We start from the raw sequence: 16,248 nt of genomic DNA on the forward strand, positions 1-16,248 counted from the left end.
ATGAACACAAACTTTCAATTTTTAGCAGAAGAATGGGCTGACTTTTACCAACGCAGTGTAAAAGCAGAACAATGCGTGGTTACTGATCCACGTACTTCGTTGACTTATGCACGTATGGCATTAGAGTTAGCTATCAATTGGATGTTTACAAATGATGAAGAACTAACACTTCCTTACGATACTTCGTTAAACTCTTTAATGAAACAAAGAGAGTTTCAAGAACAATTTCCGCACAAATTATACAACGAAATTGATTTAATTCGAAAAGCAGGAAACCTAGCCATTCACAACAAACAAGTTACTACTTCGGATGCTGAAAAAATAATAGAGAACCTATTCTACTTTTCAAGATGGTTTGCACAATCTTACGCACAAAATAGTGTAGGCACCATTCCAATGTTTAATCGGGAAGTAATTCCTACCGAAGGACAAGAAGCACTTTCTAAAAAAGACTATAAAAAAGTTCAAGATAAGTTTGAAACAGATCTAGGAAAGTTCAAATCAAAATTAGAACAAGAAGCAGAAAAAAATACAGAGTTAGCTAATCAAAACGAACTATTTAAAAAACAAATAGAAGCCTTACAAGCACAAATAGAGCTAAACAAAAAAGAAGCCAATACAGGCGACACCACAAACCATCCACGCAACGAATACGAAACACGTAAATATTTTATAGATGTATCACTTCGAGAAGCAGGTTGGGATTTATCGGGTAGTAAAGACAAAGAATTCAAAGTGCAATTCATGCCAAGTTCCACCAATGTTTCCGAAACGGGCTATGTAGATTATGTGCTGTGGGATGATGATGGTTTACCATTAGCAGTAGTCGAAGCTAAAAAAACAATGGAAAATGCAACTAAGGGCGAAAACCAAGCCCAATTATATGCCGATTGCATTGAAAAAATGTACGGTCGTCGTCCGGTTATGTATTATTCAAACGGTTTTGAAACCTATTTATGGGACGATCAATTCTATAAAAAAGCAAGAATAGTGCATGGTTTTTACACCAAAAAAGAATTACAAACACTAATGTTCAGAAGAGAAAATCGAGAAGACATTAGAGAACAACCAATAGATACAACCATAACAGATAGAGGATATCAATTAAGGGCAATCAGGTCTGTTGCAGAACATTTCGCAGGAAAAGATAAAGCAAATGGTAAACTTCTTGGAACACATAGAGCAGCTTTATTAGTTTTAGCCACTGGAACAGGTAAAACTAGAATTAGTATAGCTTTATCAAAATTAATATTAGAAGCCAATTGGGCAAAAAGAATATTGTTTTTAGCCGATAGAAAAAGTTTAGTCAGTCAAGCAAAAAACAACTTTGTAAAATTAATGCCAGAGCATTCTTGTGTCAATTTATTACAAGAAAAAGACAACATCGAAGCTCGTATTGCTTTTTCAACCTATCCAACCATGATGGGCCTAATCGATGGTTCTAAAGAAAAAGACAAACGTTTTTATGGTGTAGGGCATTTTGACTTAATTATTGTGGATGAAGCACACCGTTCTATTTATAAAAAATACCAAGCTATTTTTGATTATTTCGATGCACTATTTCTAGGGTTAACAGCAACTCCCAAAAATAGTATTGATAAAAATACCTATTCTAGTTTTGGGTTAGCAGATAAAACACCTACAGACGCTTATACTTTTGAGGAAGCGGTTACTAACAAACATTTAGTACCTTATAATTCAATTGAAGTTCCTACAAAATTTTTGACAGGTGGAATTCATTATGATGACTTATCAGAGGAAGAAAAAGAAGAATTCGAAGACGAGATTTTAGACGGTGAAGAAGCAACAGGTCAAGAAATCATACCTGCAAACGAATTGAACAATTGGCTGTTTAATAAAGATACAGCGATTAAAACACTAAAATTTTTAATAGATAAAGGAATTAAAAAAAGAGGTGGTGATGAAATAGGAAAAACCATAATCTTTGCAAGAAATAGAAAACATGCACAATTTTTAAAAGACATGTTTCTAGAATTAGATCCAGAGCGTTATGGAAATGATTACGTAAAAGTAATAACCCACGGCGAACCAAAAGCAGAAGAATTTATCCAACGCTTTTGCGACGAAGAAAAAGAAAGATTACCACAAATAGCCATTTCAGTAGACATGATGGATACGGGAATAGATGCACCAAGTTGTGTGAACTTAATGTTTTATAAACCTGTGAAGTCGTATGCTAAGTTTTGGCAAATGATTGGTCGTGGTTCTCGTTTACGTCCAAACTTATTTGGAGAAGACCAAGATAAAGAAAACTTTCTAATTTTTGACTTATATGGAAATTTCGAATTCTTCAGAGAAAATCCAAACGGTATAGAAACAGGCACGCAAAAAAGTTTAACCGAAATTGTTTTTGGATTAAAATTACAATTAGCCTTATACTTAAAAGAAGATAATTTCAAAGAAGATAAGGAACTACAAGAATATAGTGAACGGTTATTAAATGAATTACACCAGTCTGTTATTGAATTAAACAAACGACGTTTCGATGTGAAGATGAAAATCGAAACCGTGATGGATTATTCAAACAGAGAAGTATGGAATCATTTAGATAAAAAAGAGTGCAAAACCATTTTAGATGTTTTAGCTCCATTAATAAGACCTTCAAAAGGAGATTCAGATACAGCTCGTTTTTACGATAAGATGATCTACATGCTAATGATAAAACGTATTGAAACACCTAACACGGATGAGTTTTTAGCAGCCTTAAACGTGCCAATTACAAAAGTAGCCATCATTTCCAAAAAGCTATTAAAGAAAACCACAATACCAGAAATCAAACACAACGAAGAAATAGTAAAACTACCTTTGAATGAGGATTTTTGGAAAAATAACGGTCTAAATCATTTAGAAAAAATACGTGCAGGTATTCGGGAACTAGTAAAATATATGGATCCTGCAGATCAAAGATACGTTACAACTAATTTTGAAGATGTAATTCTAGAAGCTGAGATTATCACAACAACATTTGGAGAAGGAAAGCAACAACCGTATGGTAATCCATTCGTTAACAATACACATCGATTAGAAAAGATTATTAGAGAAAACCAAAACAACATTACAATTAATAGAATCCAAAACGGTGAAGCCATTACTGAAGACGAATTAAAATCTTTAGAGGCAGTACTATTTTCAAACAAAATTCAAAAAGAACAAGTCGAAAAGGAGATAGGACATCGTTTAGATTTAGTGGCATTTATAATTAGTTTAATAGGCTTATCATCAGAAAAAGTGAATGCCTCTTTTGCAGACTTCATAAATAAATACCAATTAACAGCAGTACAAATTCAATTCCTGGATACTATAAAATTGTTTCTTACAAATAATGGAAAAATAGACCCATCAAAATTATACGATTCTCCTTTTAAAAGCTATCATAGTCAAGGTATAGATGGTGTTTTTAACGAAGAACAATCAATAAATATCTTTAGTATAATTAGAGAATTTAACAAGAATAAAACAGGTAATTAATCTAATTTCGTTCCTATAATTTAACTTCAATTAAATTATATTTTTTACTGTGCACTTATAATGCACAGTTAGCGTATTACTTTGCAGTATAAATTAATAAACGCTGTAAAATGAATCTAGACAACAATCAACTACAATTCTTTGTAAACAAAATTAAGCTGCAACCAGAAAACATGCAGAAGTACCGAGATCAAATTGACAATCTTAAGTCAAAACTCGAAAACAAGATTAAACATGACCAAAATACGGGTCTCAAAGTAACCAAATTTCTTTTAGCAGGTTCTTGGAAAAAAAGAACAATTTTGAAAGCATCAGGGGATAACCCTATTGACATTGACTTAGTACTTTTTGTGGGTGGTGATGAAAACATCCAAAATGATTTGGAGAAAGTACATGATTATATTGTGAACTACCTGCAAGAAATCTATCCACAAAAAGATATCAAAAGAGATGTTGATGCTAAAGGAAATACTAAGTCTATAACAATACGATTTTCTAGTTCAGGTCTCGAAGTAGATATAGTTCCAGTAGTTCCACTTAGTAATCCTGAAAAGTATGTTTGGCAGCCACAACGTGGTGGTGGTGGGAAATATATTACAAGTGTAGAAAATCATTTAGCGTTCTCACTACAAAAAAGAAAAAATAATCAAAGCTATACCGCAATTGTTAGAATTCTCAAATATTGGAAGAATTATAAGGAATTAAAACCAACAGATTCTGAAGGAGGAATTTCTTCATTCGCAATTGAACTAATAGTTGCATATTTAGATGAAAAGCAAGGCATAGAGTCTAATATTGAAGAAGCAGTTATTCGTTTTTTCCAGTTTGTTAGTGGACCAAATTTTCCAAATATAAAGTTTTCTCATGCAATCAATACTATTCCTTCCTTCTCTACTCAAGTCTATATTGCAGACGATACTAATAATGAAAATAATGCTGCCAAAAAAATAGACCAATCCAAATGGAATGAAATAGTTGAAGAAGCTGAAAAAGCATTTGATACATTGAATTATGCCCAATCAATTAAAACGGAAGGAGCAACCATCGAAGAATGGAGAACAATTTTTAGTCCAACTTTTAATATTAAGTAATATGTACGGAACAAAAACGAATACAAACACCTATACGTTAATTGACATTCGTAAAACTTTTGAAAATTGCGAAGCAGATATAAGAACTATAGCAAGAAGAACAGGTAAATGGACAATGGATTATGTTGACAATTTAATGCATGACATATTAAAGTTGGCTGAGAACGGATATATAGCTACAGTTTCAATTGCTTTGAAAGATGCAAATGACACGGTTAAAAGAGCAACAAAATTCACGATAAACGAAAGTGGTAACAACTCAGATAGTGCTCGGCCAGGTCAGAATAATGATTGGGAAAACATTGTAAATACTCATTTAACCGTTTACTTAGCATATACCACAAAGTGGCATGCTTTGACCGAACAGCAAAAAAAAGATTTTCAAAGGAATAATAACTTTAGAATTGGATGGATAACAACAACGGATGATACGTCATTTTCTCATTTAAACTCAGGAACGGCCCAACTATATGCAAACAAAGGATACGAACTTCAAAAAACAAACTTTAAATAATGGCTACAATATTTGATAATATAACAGAACTTCCCAACAAAGAAGTAAAAGAACAAACGGAATCATTAGTAGGATTTGAGGATAAATTCAATAGGATTTATAATAATTTAAAATTACTATTAGACCAATCCGGATTAGTAGAATGGAGTAAAAAACACCATCAAGTAGAGCTTCCGATTATCCAACAATTAAAAGAGAAATATCCTCTTATAATTTTGGCGGGTGATGCCGGAACAGGGAAAACAATTTCTGCTACAGCAATTGCAGATAGAATGACAAGAGAATTAAAAAAAGAAGGTTACTTCTTAAAGTTAAGCACGCGTGTTCGTGGTGAAGGTTTACATGGCGAAATGGGTAAATTAGTCAATGATGCTTTTTCGCAATTAAAAGAACAAGCAGGTAAAAATAGATTAGCTTTTTTATTAATTGACGAAGCGGATGCAATTGCAACAACACGTTCTACAAGTCAAATGCACCAAGAAGAGAAAGCGGCTGTTAATACTTTAATTCAAAAAATTGATGAGATAAGAGAGTTAAATGGTCGTGCAATTGTATTCATGTCAACGAACAGGTTACATTTCATAGATGAAGCAATTTTAAGAAGAGCAGCAATTGTTTTAGAATTTAAAAGACCAACAAAAGAAGAATGTGTTGAACTTTATAAAAAAAGTTTATTAGGTTTAACTTTTACTGAAGAACAATTAAGTGAATTAGCGGAACTCTCACTTAAAAAAGATAGAGACAAAATAGGTTTTTCATTTTCAGACATTAGATTGAAAGTCTTACCTGAAGCGGTGGCAAAAGCATTCCCTAATAGACCGTTATCTTTCGAGATAATCAAAGAAACGATAATCGCAATTAATCCTAGTCCAGAAATATTATGACAACAAGAAAAGCCAATTTGACCATTTTAATTATTTTTGGAACATTTATACTTATCCGAACAATTTTTCCTGCAGAAGAAAATGATACATTTTCAAGTACATTATTTAATCTTTCTATTGAAATAGTGGGTGGTATAGTTTTATATACTATTCTTAATTTACTCCAAAATATTAATCGTCTGTATCTTTATTTTCAGACTCAAGTATTACTTAGGGATAAAGAAATAAGACTATCTATTGCATACTTATTTAGAATTAAATTGGATGGGAAATACTTGCTAGTAAAAAGCAGTAGAAGAAATTATTTTCAACCTGTTGGTGGAGCTTTTAAAACATTACCAGGTTCAGAAAAGATATTTGAAAAATTAGACGTAAAATCAGATAGATTAATTGAAACTGAAAAAGGAGTTGCAAAAAATGATTTACGTGTTTTTGTAAAAGGAATAAAAGTAATTGAGTTTATAGAATGGTTTAACTCTAAAGAAGATCGCGAAACTTCACCTTGGAGAGAATTTTGCGAGGAACTTATTATGACAAATATTTTACCTTGGAAAGAGTTTAGATATATAGACTATAAATATAAAGGAACCGTTCAAACACCTATTCTAAATTTAGATAGTGGAGATAAAGGAATGTTTATTTATGAAATTTATGACCTTATAATTAATAACGAACAGAAACCAATTTTTGAAGCACTTTTAGCTACTGGTAATACAGAAAACTTTATTTGGGCAAATGATAAACTGATTGAAAGATTAGGTCATAGCGAAAATAAAAAAGGATACATACATGAAATAGCAAAGCATGCAAAATGGGCATTAAATATGAAATGGAGCGAAAGTTAACATTACCTCAAATTATTTATAGTAATAAAAAAGCTGTTCATAATAAATAAAAATAGCCATTACCTCATTCAACTGCACAAAAACCGTCTTTACTCCAAGTATTCCTAAAGCCGGTTCTTTGTTTGCTTCATTACGTTACTAACTATTCCCACCCTTTAACAGAAAATCAAACTTTACTTTTCTAATTTTGTAAAATGCGATTACGAAGCCTACATCACTCAACAACATTAGAATTCTTCTTTCCGGATTATTCTACAGAATTACCATTTGTCAACTGAGGAATAGGTGGCGGGTTCCCTTCACCAGCAGGCGATTTTATCGAATGATCTATTGCTCTGAATAAAAGATTAATCAAGAATAAAGACACTATTTTTTTTGCGAAAGTCAAAAGGAATTCAATATTTCTTACCTATGGAGGAATGGAAATCTAAAATTAATTAATTTGTTCACATAAAAACATTGTTCACGTAAACGTGTGCACGCAAATTAAATGAACATGACTGAAGACGAAATAATTAATCAAGCACTCATTAACTTAGAAAAACTCCATGGAATAAAAGGGAGATGGACTTTTAATGGACCTAACGAACTAGATGGTTGCTTAAAATTAGTCATTAACAATAACGAGTTTGTACTTAATGCTGAGATAAAAAAGGAATTAAGAAGCCAAACATTAGAAACCTTATTAAATTACAACATCCAATACAATCCTTTTATAATAATTGCCGCACGAATTTTTCCAAAAATTAAAACACAATTACAACAAAACAACATAGCTTATTTAGAAGCTAATGGAAACATTTATTTCAATAAAGAAAATCAGTTACTTTGGATTGATACCAACCAACCTATAAAAATGGAAGAAAAGTATCGAAACCGAGCCTATACAAAAACAGGATTAAAAGTAGTTTTCGCGTTTTTAAATAACAATCAATTAATACACCAACCATACAGATACATTGCCGAAGTAGCAAATACTGCAGTGGGTAATGTAACAAACATTATAAAAGGACTAAAAGAAGAAGGCTTTGTAATGCAGTTAAATAAAAATGAAATAATTTTTAAGAACAAAAAAGAGTTACTTGAAAAATGGACAAATGCATATGAACACACCTTAAAACCTACTTTAAAAGTAGGAAATTTTGCATTTGTAAATGAAAATAATTTTTATGAATGGAAAAATATTAATTTAAAAGAAACAACAGTTTGGGGTGGTGAGCCTGCAGCAGACTTAATTACAAACCACTTAAGACCAGAAAAACTAACTTTATACACTACAGAAACTCAAAACGAACTAATGAGAAACTACCGTTTAGTTCCGGAAAAAAATGGCAATGTTGAAGTATACAAAAAATTCTGGAAACAAGAGGAAACAAATGAAGACAGAGATACAGCACCTGCTATTGTAGTATATGCTGATTTAATAAACACTGACGATAAGAGAAACCGAGAAACAGCACAAATGATATATGAGCAATGCATTGAACAAAACTTATAAAGAACTAGCAATTCCTTATTTCAATGAAGTGTTTAACATCATTGACCAAGTATTAGTAAAGCTAGAAATACCTTATTATTTAGTAGGTGTAAGTGCTGTGGCATTAAACTTACTTAGAGATGGCATTAAACCTTCACGAGGTACCAAAGATATAGATTTTGCTATAATGATTAGTGCAATGAAAGAATTTGAACAAGTAATCAAAGAACTTGAATCTGAAGGATTTAACAAAGTAGAAGAAGCTCCTTTTACATTATATCATTCAAAATACAACACGGCAATTGATATATTACCATTCGGACAAATTGAAGAAAACGACACTATAAACTTCAATGAGCGATATACCGATTTACACTTATTAGGATTTAAAGAAGTATTACAGCATGCCATTCCCATAGCTATAGAATAGAAGTTTGCTCAAATTCCACCATTAGAAGGAATGATAATACTTAAATTAATTGCCTGGAACGACCGACCGGAAGATAGAGGAAATGATCTTAAAGACATTCTATTAATCATCAAAGAATATTTCGATTTTAACAGCGATGAAATATACGATCACCATCACGACACTTTTCCAGAAGAATTTGATAAATTAATAGTAGCGGCAAGAGTATTAGGTAGAAAAATGGCTGAGATTTGCAGTACATCAAATAAAGTAAAAGAAAGAGTATTACACGTACTAAACAACAACACAGTTAATCTAGAAAATACTCCCATTGCAGAACGTTGGGCAAGAGAAAACGACTGGACCATAGAATATGCAGTTAGCATATTAGAACATATAAAATTAGGAATTACAGAAACAATACAACCATGATAAAACCAAAAAAACTAATAGAAGTAGCCATGCCGATTAAAGAAATTTCGGCTGAAAGCGTTCGCGATAAATCCATCCGTCACGGACACATTTCAACACTACATCTTTGGTGGGCAAGACGTCCATTGCCAGTTTGTCGTGCGGTAGTATTTGCCATTTTAGTACCTGATTAGCAACTTATACAGCTTCTTGTTCCGAAAAATTAAGAAAGAAAGGAAGTCATTGCAATATGATTATGGTTTTCGTGCAAACAAACTACTTCAGCAAAGGCCAACCACAATATTCAAGAAATATTATAATAAATACAGACTTCCCAACAAACTCAACGATTGAATTAAACCACTATGCACAAATAGGATTAAAAGCAAACTTCAGAGAGGGATTTCATTATAAAAAAGCAGGTGTAATTGTAATGGGTCTAACACCAAACAACGAAACACAACTATCATTATTCAACACACTTCAAATCCAAAACACCAACCACTAATGAGTGTAATTGACAAAATGAATAAGAGTTATGGTACAAATAAAGTGAAGTTTGCAAATCAATCTTTAGCACGTCAATGGAAAATGAAACAAGAAAAACTATCAAAATCATTTACCACAAGGCTTGATGAAATAATACAATGAATCTCTAGCCATTAATGTTTTCGACATTTTTAAATCAAATTTTGTATGTATAATTGTAAAGTGATAATTTCATATGTCTATTAATTACTACACATTTAATCAAAAATTTTGCAAAAATGAAAAATAAATTATTTCTGATTTTAACAATTGCATACTTTAATGCAAATGCTCAACATTCAAGATATTATACAGTTAATGCAAATATCAATGAAAATGTAAATATTAGTGGAAATGTAACTGTAAATAAAAACATTTCTACAATTGACTATGGTAAATTAGCACTTGCAAATGCTGAAAATGAAAAAACTAGATTAGAAAACCTAAAATATCAGGATGAAAAGCAAAAGCTAATTTCATTAGAAATTTCATCCGACCCTTCAAAAGCATATGATTATGGTTATCAAAATACTTTTGAGGTAAATGGTGAAAAAGCAAAACCATCTAAGTTAAGAAAATTTAAAATATCTTATAGAGTTCCTCACAACTCTTTCTTTGTTTTGGCGGGTACAAGTAGATTTGAAAATGTAAGTTCAAACAATATAACTACTGAAATTATTATTTATGGTCCAGAATATAATAAAGAAAATGACACTGTGGTCGTTGAAAAAATATCAAAAATGGAAGAAATAGTAGTTTGAGAACTTAATCCTAATGGAGAAAATAGTGAGATATTTGTTCATAAAAAGGACATTAATCGTGCAACAGTATTTGGGATTAAAGGTTTTAAGTTTACTGTGATTCTAGAAGATGAATATCAATATATTATAACTGATAATTTTATTTCATTTGACTCAAATCAAAAGAACGGAATAACTTATTTTGTCAAAGTTAGAACTTATGGGGATAAAGATGAAATCACTTTCGAAGAATTAGAAGGTCGTAGATATTATTTAAGACGTTTAGTAGAAAAAGTGATATCAACATGTAAAATTGGAGATGTAAAATATTAATCAAATGGATAAAACTACAGAAAATCAATTAAAATTAATTGACGAAAATCTTGTAAAAATTAAACGGTAACTATTTGATGAATCTTTAGTAAAGTTTCCAAAACCTTTTATTCTAGAAAATTCTGCGCTAGAGATAATTGAAATTTTAGAAAAATCTAAAATAGATGAAGAGGATTTTAATATTTGGAAATATTGGAATATATCAGACTTAAATATTCTAATTTCTGATTTAGATGGTGTATTAAATCACGATTATGAAAACCAACTAGTACGCTATCGTGATAAATGGTTAATAGAAAAAGTAAAATCGCTATTTTAATTTTAGATTTTAATCAAAAGTTTACAAATAAAGACGTTTTGTAATAACAGTTAAAAAAATGGCTTAGGTAAGCGCATACGTACGTGTTTTCTCCGTAAATTCAAAAGTTTATGTTATATTTGTTTTGGCTTGGTCTTGGCTCGTCGCCATTTCTGCAAGCCGCAATCCGTTCAACCAATCTCCATGTGCTTCCACACCAAACAATCAAAATCAACTTCAGAAGTTCAAAATCGATTTAAAGCAAAAATCGATAACCCAGATGTGTTTTCTTCGCACGAAAACATAAATGGTTTTGAATTTCCTTTAATGCCAATAATCACAGATACAAACCCAGAAATAATAACACACTACAATTGGGGTTTATATATGGGAGAACACTACAACTAGAGAAAATGTTTACATAGGTATGGCAGGTAAAATAAAGACAAATGGTGATTTGGGAAATCATTCTATAGAAAACAGATTAATCGCAACAAGAGGAAAAGTAAATGGAAAAGATGTTCTAACCAATGATTGTGTGTTTAATTTTATGCAAAACAATGCCGTTGAAGGTTTAACTTTCCATATATTGAAAACAAACAAACACCACCTTCCTATTTAGAAGTGGTGTTATTATATAATTTTTATACTCAAAATGGAGTTTTAACCATTTTAAATAGTACTTTTTAATTCAAAATCAACATGGACTTATTCAGTAGTTTAGAAGAAGAAAACAACCCACGTAAAACAAAACTGGGTCATACCAATATTGATTACGTACAAGCAGCAGGGATCCTCACCGAAGCCAAAGGCTTTATGGGAGCTTATGATTATACGCTTAATCCCTATTCGGGTTGCTCGTTTGGTTGTAATTATTGTTATGCCGCTTTCTTTTCTCGATCAACTGCCGATAAAGACAACTGGGGAAACTGGTTGCGAGTAAAAGAAAACGCACTACAATTATTGATGAAGAAGCGAAAAAAACCGCTCATAGATAAAACGATTTACATGAGCAGCGTTACAGATCCATACCAACCAGTTGAAAAAGAGTTAGAACTTACAAGAAGTATTTTAAAAGAGCTAATCGAATATCATAAAGTACGATTAGTAATTCAAACTCGAAGTCAATTAGCAAAAAGAGATATTGATTTATTCAAGCAATTTGATATTATTCAGGTAAACATGACAGTAACTACAGATAGTGAATCCGTCAGAAAAGCGTTTGAACCTTTTTGTCCATCAAATAAAGTTAGATTAAAAGCCATAAAAGAAATTTCAGAGGCAGGTATACAAACATGCATTACCATGACACCTTTATTACCAGTTGAAAATGTAATAACTTTCACTGAAGAATTATTGGCAACTGGAGTAAAAAAATTCATTGTACAACCGTTCCACCAAGACAAAGGCAAGTTCATTGCAGGCACAGGAGCAGAAGCGCTTGAACAGTTTAAAAAAATGAATTGGAATAATGCCAAATATGAAGAAGCTGTAAAAATATTTAGAGAAAAATTACCTTGGTTGGGTGAAGGTAAATGTGGCTTTGCACCAATATAATCTATAACAATTGGTATTTATGAAGGAACAATTAAAAACATGGCTCTTAGCACAGCAAGACACTTTAGATAAAGTTGTTGCAAATGCTTCGATTAAGTATTACAATGAAAATAAAGCCAAAGCAAATTTTCAATACGATCTAAAACAATGCCACATTGAAAGTTATAATTTAATTAGAGGTAAAGATTTATGTTATGATCGTCCTAATACCGCTTTTTCTTATACTTTGTGGTACCATCCTAGAAGAGTAAATACGTTTATATCGTTCTTTTTAGAGAAAATTATCCAATACCAAGGTCAGGAATTAGTTGTTTTTGATTTAGGTGCTGGTGCTGGTGCCATTCAATGGAGCTTAGGATTAATTTATGCAGGTTTTAAAAAATTAGGACAAACTCCTCCTTCAATAACTATAATCAATATAGACTCGAGTCCATTCATGTTGCAATATAGTAGAGATTACCTTTGGAAAGAATTAGTAGTATCATATCCAGAAATTGACCACAATTTTAAAATAGAATATGAAGTAAATTCTTGGAACAATAATAAACGAATCTCAACGGCAAATAGTATTCTTGCAGCTAGTTATTTGTTTGACGATTCAGATAATCAAGAAGCTATTAGTAAAGACTTTTTAAAATTAGTCGAAGTTTATAAGCCGTCCGCTGTGCTGTTATTGACTTCAGAGAAAAAAGCAACTAAATATTTTCCATTACTAAAACAAGATTTTTTAAAATTAAAATATACCAGTCAGTTAATTCAATCAACACAATTACTGTTCAATAAACCATTAACTAATATAAATAATATTCGTACTCAATTAGGTAAAATACTCAATATCACAGAACTGAGTAGAGCTACTTCGTGGTATGATGCTAGTAATGCAGCAATCATTTTTGAAAGACCTCAATTAGCAATGTTTGAGCAAGGAAAACCTATTGAGCACTTAGACGTTTTTAATCCGCCCATAACCATTCGTAGAGAGGTAACATTAAATGATAATCAGAAAAAAGCAGCCGAAACTAGCGAGAGACCTGTTACTATTGTGGGACCTGCAGGCTGTGGTAAAAGTATTGTGATTACCGAAAAAATTAAAAACATTGTTGAAGAACATAACTACGATCCGAAAATTCAAATATTGTTGACGACGTTTAATAAAGCGTTGATAAAAAAATTATCAGAATGGCTAGTCGATGTTTTAGATAATGATAAGTTTATAATTACTTATGATTCAGGGTTTAATGGTGCAACACTTCCTTCTTGTATCATTCGTTTCACTGGTTCAAAAATAGCAAACATACGATTGGTACATTTTGATATGTTGCCTAAATATATTGGAGGAGTAACTTACAGAGGAATGGTAAGTATGCCATTGCATCATAAAATTATCAATGAAATTATTGCGGATGTCAAAAAAGAAAATAATGTAACGGGTAGTCAATACGATAATGTTTTAAATTCTGATTTTATTTTTGAAGAATACCATAGGGTTATTTATGGCTTACAAGTCGGTATTTCTGGAAGTGAAAAAGCCTACCTTAATGTGTCTAGGATTGGACGAGGAAATTTTCCATCGCTTCAAAAAAATAGTGATCGAAGAAAATTAGTATTTCAGTGCTTAGAAAGATATGCACTTCGTATGCATAAAGAAGGGGTTGAAAGTTTTACTATTCGTAGGCAATACTTATTATCAAAGCTTAATAGCAATCAAATAGGTTTCAAATACGACTATATTTTAGTGGATGAATTTCAAGATTGTACAGCAGCCGATTTTAAAATATTTTATTCCTTGATTAAAAATCCTAACAATTTTACCATTGGCGGAGACTTAGCACAAGCAGTTCATTTAGGTTTAGCCGCCAGTATTCCTCGAGACGCAAATATGGCTACTCGTAGAAATTTTAAATTAGAAGGTTCATACCGTTTACCAGTAAGAATTAGTGAATGCATTAGTAATTTATCTCTAGCAATAAACAAGCGTTTCAGTAATACCGAAGGAACATCTAACATAATCCCATACAAAGGCTCTCCTCCAGGTGCAAGACCTATTGCAGTATATGGAGAAACCAATGAGCAATTAGTTTCTAAACTGGAAAATGTATTTAATGAATATAAAATCTTTGATTTGCAAAACAATTGTATATTAGAAAGAGATTATCCATTAAAAAATGCATTAACCGCAAAAAAAATAAAAATAGATTCAGATTCTATTTTAAGTTTAAAAGGACTAGAAAAAGAATGTGTCATTTGGTCAACTTATATTCCCTTAGAATTTGAAAAAGAAGCCTTAGAATTTGCTTATACAATTGTAACAAGAACTTCTGGAATTTTAATTATTGCTATTACAGAACAAACCCAAGCTGTTTATAAAAAAGTTTTAGGGCTATTAAATAAAGAAAGATTAATTTTTTGGGATAAAACTTCAGAAGATAAATTTAATTCTTTTTGCGAAACCTATATTCCAGTCGAAATTCCTGATGAAGATAGTGATGAAAATGATGAATTGAATTCTTTAGAGACTATTATTATTTAAAATATTAAAAAGTGAGATTGATGAATTTATTCAAATTTAGTTAATTATATTTGTATGATATATCAGTCGTTAAGACTAAAAAGCACGCTTTATGAATGATAAACAATACATAGATTGGGTTTCAATGAGCGATGCAGCACTAGCACAAACTATTGGAACATTCGTAAAACACCATCGTTTAGCACAAAACAAAACACAAGAGGAAGTAGCTAATGCAGCAAACATTAGCCGTTCTACACTAAGCTTGTTAGAAAAAGGAGAAAACATAACGGTACCAACCCTATTACAAGTGCTTCGAGTTTTAGATCTATTATATATAATGAATTCGTTTAAAATTCAAGAAGAAATTAGTCCTTTAAAACTTGCTAAGCAAGACCAATAAAAAAGACAACGAGCTAGAAATACAGATAACGACAACACCAAAAAATCTGACTGGTAATGATAACAACCGCTTTTCTGAAAATATGGGGAGAAACAGTCGGTGCCGTAGCATGGAACACCGAAACTGGTGTGGCTAGTTTTGAATACGATCCAAATTCATATCTACTAAAACCGATTTAGTACCACTTAAAATGCCAATTGCAAGCAGCAACAAACGCATTTTCTCGTTTCCAGAACTCAGAGATATAAAAACGTTTAAAGGTTTACCAAGTCTATTAGCAGATGTACTACCAGACGACTACGGAAACCAATTAATCAACAGTTGGTTAGCACAACAAGGTCGTCCAGAAAACAGTATGAATCCAGTAGAATTGTTAGGTTTTATAGGAACACGAGGTATGGGTGCTTTAGAATTTGAACCATCACAACTAAAATCAAATAAAAGAGCTTTTGATATAGAAGTAGATGAACTTAATAAAGATTTCGCAAAAAATGCTTTCTAAAAGAGAAGGTTTTGAAGCTAATTTGAATGATGATGAGCAACAAGCGATGTTAGACATTCTTAAAATAGGAACCTCAGCAGGTGGTGCTCGTCCAAAAGCAATTATTGCTTACAATGAAAAAACAGGACAAGTAAAATCAGGGCAAACAATTGCTCCTAAAGGTTTTGAACATTGGCTAATAAAATCAAACCCATTAACGCGAATCTACTTCGTAAGTTTGACTAAAGCTTCGGGTACAATTCATGCCCAATAACCAAG

21 protein-coding genes are annotated in these 16,248 nt (G+C 31.6%); all 21 read left to right on the forward strand.

Annotated features, from left to right (window positions below; genetic code table 11):
• The 21 genes from ACFSX9_RS02110 (at window position 1) to ACFSX9_RS02210 (ending at window position 16,243) form a co-directional block, all read left to right on the forward strand.
• Window positions 1-3,489: a DEAD/DEAH box helicase family protein gene (locus tag ACFSX9_RS02110; protein WP_379803786.1), complete on the forward strand. Its 3,489-nt coding sequence runs from the start codon at window positions 1-3 to the stop codon at window positions 3,487-3,489.
• A gap of 110 nt (window positions 3,490-3,599) precedes the next feature.
• A complete protein-coding gene (locus tag ACFSX9_RS02115; protein WP_379803788.1) occupies window positions 3,600-4,580 on the forward strand; it encodes a CBASS oligonucleotide cyclase in 981 nt (326 codons plus the stop codon).
• Window position 4,581: 1 nt separating this feature from the next.
• Window positions 4,582-5,094 carry an HORMA-1 domain-containing protein gene (locus ACFSX9_RS02120; protein ID WP_379803791.1) on the forward strand — a complete coding sequence of 171 codons (513 nt, stop codon included), beginning with the start codon at window positions 4,582-4,584 and terminating at the stop codon, window positions 5,092-5,094.
• The gene (locus ACFSX9_RS02125; RefSeq protein ID WP_379803794.1) at window positions 5,094-5,978 is read left to right on the forward strand and encodes an AAA family ATPase; all 885 of its coding nucleotides are present in this window, start codon (window positions 5,094-5,096) and stop codon (window positions 5,976-5,978) included. The genes ACFSX9_RS02120 and ACFSX9_RS02125 overlap by 1 nt, the downstream gene beginning before the upstream one ends.
• The gene (locus tag ACFSX9_RS02130; protein WP_379803796.1) at window positions 5,975-6,823 is read left to right on the forward strand and encodes an SMODS-associated NUDIX domain-containing protein; all 849 of its coding nucleotides are present in this window, start codon (window positions 5,975-5,977) and stop codon (window positions 6,821-6,823) included. The genes ACFSX9_RS02125 and ACFSX9_RS02130 overlap by 4 nt, the downstream gene beginning before the upstream one ends.
• A gap of 496 nt (window positions 6,824-7,319) precedes the next feature.
• A complete protein-coding gene (locus ACFSX9_RS02135; protein WP_379803799.1) occupies window positions 7,320-8,321 on the forward strand; it encodes a type IV toxin-antitoxin system AbiEi family antitoxin in 1,002 nt (333 codons plus the stop codon).
• Window positions 8,293-8,730 (forward strand): hypothetical protein, encoded by a 438-nt coding sequence (locus ACFSX9_RS02140; RefSeq protein WP_379803802.1) that lies wholly within the window; start codon window positions 8,293-8,295, stop codon window positions 8,728-8,730. The genes ACFSX9_RS02135 and ACFSX9_RS02140 overlap by 29 nt, the downstream gene beginning before the upstream one ends.
• Window positions 8,731-8,760: 30 nt before the next feature.
• The gene (locus tag ACFSX9_RS02145) at window positions 8,761-9,141 is read left to right on the forward strand and encodes a hypothetical protein (protein WP_379803805.1); all 381 of its coding nucleotides are present in this window, start codon (window positions 8,761-8,763) and stop codon (window positions 9,139-9,141) included.
• A 29-nt stretch (window positions 9,142-9,170) separates the two neighbouring features.
• Entirely contained in the window at window positions 9,171-9,314 is a 144-nt protein-coding gene (locus ACFSX9_RS02150; protein WP_379804651.1) for a DUF1156 domain-containing protein, read from the forward strand.
• A 56-nt stretch (window positions 9,315-9,370) separates the two neighbouring features.
• Window positions 9,371-9,628: a DinB/UmuC family translesion DNA polymerase gene (locus tag ACFSX9_RS02155; protein ID WP_379803807.1), complete on the forward strand. Its 258-nt coding sequence runs from the start codon at window positions 9,371-9,373 to the stop codon at window positions 9,626-9,628.
• Entirely contained in the window at window positions 9,628-9,771 is a 144-nt protein-coding gene (locus tag ACFSX9_RS02160) for a DUF4113 domain-containing protein (protein WP_379803810.1), read from the forward strand. Before ACFSX9_RS02155 ends, ACFSX9_RS02160 begins: the two co-directional genes overlap by 1 nt.
• 116 nt (window positions 9,772-9,887) lie before the next feature.
• The gene (locus ACFSX9_RS02165) at window positions 9,888-10,409 is read left to right on the forward strand and encodes a hypothetical protein (protein ID WP_379803812.1); all 522 of its coding nucleotides are present in this window, start codon (window positions 9,888-9,890) and stop codon (window positions 10,407-10,409) included.
• 96 nt (window positions 10,410-10,505) lie between these two features.
• Window positions 10,506-10,721 (forward strand): hypothetical protein, encoded by a 216-nt coding sequence (locus ACFSX9_RS02170; RefSeq protein WP_379803814.1) that lies wholly within the window; start codon window positions 10,506-10,508, stop codon window positions 10,719-10,721.
• 502 nt (window positions 10,722-11,223) lie between these two features.
• Window positions 11,224-11,427: an SOS response-associated peptidase family protein gene (locus tag ACFSX9_RS02175; RefSeq protein WP_379803816.1), complete on the forward strand. Its 204-nt coding sequence runs from the start codon at window positions 11,224-11,226 to the stop codon at window positions 11,425-11,427.
• Between the two features lie 19 nt (window positions 11,428-11,446).
• The gene (locus ACFSX9_RS02180; RefSeq protein WP_379803819.1) at window positions 11,447-11,641 is read left to right on the forward strand and encodes a hypothetical protein; all 195 of its coding nucleotides are present in this window, start codon (window positions 11,447-11,449) and stop codon (window positions 11,639-11,641) included.
• Between the two features lie 80 nt (window positions 11,642-11,721).
• Window positions 11,722-12,576, forward strand: a complete 855-nt coding sequence (locus ACFSX9_RS02185; RefSeq protein ID WP_379803822.1) for an SPL family radical SAM protein — start codon at window positions 11,722-11,724, stop codon at window positions 12,574-12,576.
• Between the two features lie 19 nt (window positions 12,577-12,595).
• The gene (locus tag ACFSX9_RS02190; RefSeq protein WP_379803825.1) at window positions 12,596-15,106 is read left to right on the forward strand and encodes a UvrD-helicase domain-containing protein; all 2,511 of its coding nucleotides are present in this window, start codon (window positions 12,596-12,598) and stop codon (window positions 15,104-15,106) included.
• 91 nt (window positions 15,107-15,197) lie between these two features.
• Window positions 15,198-15,488 carry a helix-turn-helix domain-containing protein gene (locus ACFSX9_RS02195; protein WP_379803828.1) on the forward strand — a complete coding sequence of 97 codons (291 nt, stop codon included), beginning with the start codon at window positions 15,198-15,200 and terminating at the stop codon, window positions 15,486-15,488.
• A gap of 56 nt (window positions 15,489-15,544) precedes the next feature.
• Window positions 15,545-15,667: a hypothetical protein gene (locus ACFSX9_RS02200; RefSeq protein WP_379803831.1), complete on the forward strand. Its 123-nt coding sequence runs from the start codon at window positions 15,545-15,547 to the stop codon at window positions 15,665-15,667.
• 11 nt (window positions 15,668-15,678) lie between these two features.
• Window positions 15,679-15,990, forward strand: coding sequence for a HipA N-terminal domain-containing protein (locus ACFSX9_RS02205; protein WP_379803834.1), 312 nt, complete (start codon window positions 15,679-15,681; stop codon window positions 15,988-15,990).
• On the forward strand, window positions 15,980-16,243 hold the full coding sequence (locus ACFSX9_RS02210) for a hypothetical protein (RefSeq protein WP_379803836.1): 264 nt from the start codon (window positions 15,980-15,982) through the stop codon (window positions 16,241-16,243). The genes ACFSX9_RS02205 and ACFSX9_RS02210 overlap by 11 nt, the downstream gene beginning before the upstream one ends.
• Window positions 16,244-16,248: the final 5 nt, after the last annotated feature.

Source organism: Flavobacterium ardleyense (assembly GCF_042686085.1).
In the GTDB taxonomy this organism is placed as follows: domain Bacteria; phylum Bacteroidota; class Bacteroidia; order Flavobacteriales; family Flavobacteriaceae; genus Flavobacterium; species Flavobacterium ardleyense.

Coding starts and splice junctions, on each gene's coding strand:
- ACFSX9_RS02110 (WP_379803786.1), top strand. CDS start 1: ATGAACACAAACTTTCAATTTTTAGCAGAAGAATGGGCTGACTTTTAC.
- ACFSX9_RS02115 (WP_379803788.1), top strand. CDS start 3,600: ATGAATCTAGACAACAATCAACTACAATTCTTTGTAAACAAAATTAAG.
- ACFSX9_RS02120 (WP_379803791.1), top strand. CDS start 4,582: ATGTACGGAACAAAAACGAATACAAACACCTATACGTTAATTGACATT.
- ACFSX9_RS02125 (WP_379803794.1), top strand. CDS start 5,094: ATGGCTACAATATTTGATAATATAACAGAACTTCCCAACAAAGAAGTA.
- ACFSX9_RS02130 (WP_379803796.1), top strand. CDS start 5,975: ATGACAACAAGAAAAGCCAATTTGACCATTTTAATTATTTTTGGAACA.
- ACFSX9_RS02135 (WP_379803799.1), top strand. CDS start 7,320: ATGACTGAAGACGAAATAATTAATCAAGCACTCATTAACTTAGAAAAA.
- ACFSX9_RS02140 (WP_379803802.1), top strand. CDS start 8,293: ATGAGCAATGCATTGAACAAAACTTATAAAGAACTAGCAATTCCTTAT.
- ACFSX9_RS02145 (WP_379803805.1), top strand. CDS start 8,761: ATGATAATACTTAAATTAATTGCCTGGAACGACCGACCGGAAGATAGA.
- ACFSX9_RS02150 (WP_379804651.1), top strand. CDS start 9,171: ATGCCGATTAAAGAAATTTCGGCTGAAAGCGTTCGCGATAAATCCATC.
- ACFSX9_RS02155 (WP_379803807.1), top strand. CDS start 9,371: ATGATTATGGTTTTCGTGCAAACAAACTACTTCAGCAAAGGCCAACCA.
- ACFSX9_RS02160 (WP_379803810.1), top strand. CDS start 9,628: ATGAGTGTAATTGACAAAATGAATAAGAGTTATGGTACAAATAAAGTG.
- ACFSX9_RS02165 (WP_379803812.1), top strand. CDS start 9,888: ATGAAAAATAAATTATTTCTGATTTTAACAATTGCATACTTTAATGCA.
- ACFSX9_RS02175 (WP_379803816.1), top strand. CDS start 11,224: ATGTGCTTCCACACCAAACAATCAAAATCAACTTCAGAAGTTCAAAAT.
- ACFSX9_RS02180 (WP_379803819.1), top strand. CDS start 11,447: ATGGCAGGTAAAATAAAGACAAATGGTGATTTGGGAAATCATTCTATA.
- ACFSX9_RS02185 (WP_379803822.1), top strand. CDS start 11,722: ATGGACTTATTCAGTAGTTTAGAAGAAGAAAACAACCCACGTAAAACA.
- ACFSX9_RS02190 (WP_379803825.1), top strand. CDS start 12,596: ATGAAGGAACAATTAAAAACATGGCTCTTAGCACAGCAAGACACTTTA.
- ACFSX9_RS02195 (WP_379803828.1), top strand. CDS start 15,198: ATGAATGATAAACAATACATAGATTGGGTTTCAATGAGCGATGCAGCA.
- ACFSX9_RS02200 (WP_379803831.1), top strand. CDS start 15,545: ATGATAACAACCGCTTTTCTGAAAATATGGGGAGAAACAGTCGGTGCC.
- ACFSX9_RS02205 (WP_379803834.1), top strand. CDS start 15,679: ATGCCAATTGCAAGCAGCAACAAACGCATTTTCTCGTTTCCAGAACTC.
- ACFSX9_RS02210 (WP_379803836.1), top strand. CDS start 15,980: ATGCTTTCTAAAAGAGAAGGTTTTGAAGCTAATTTGAATGATGATGAG.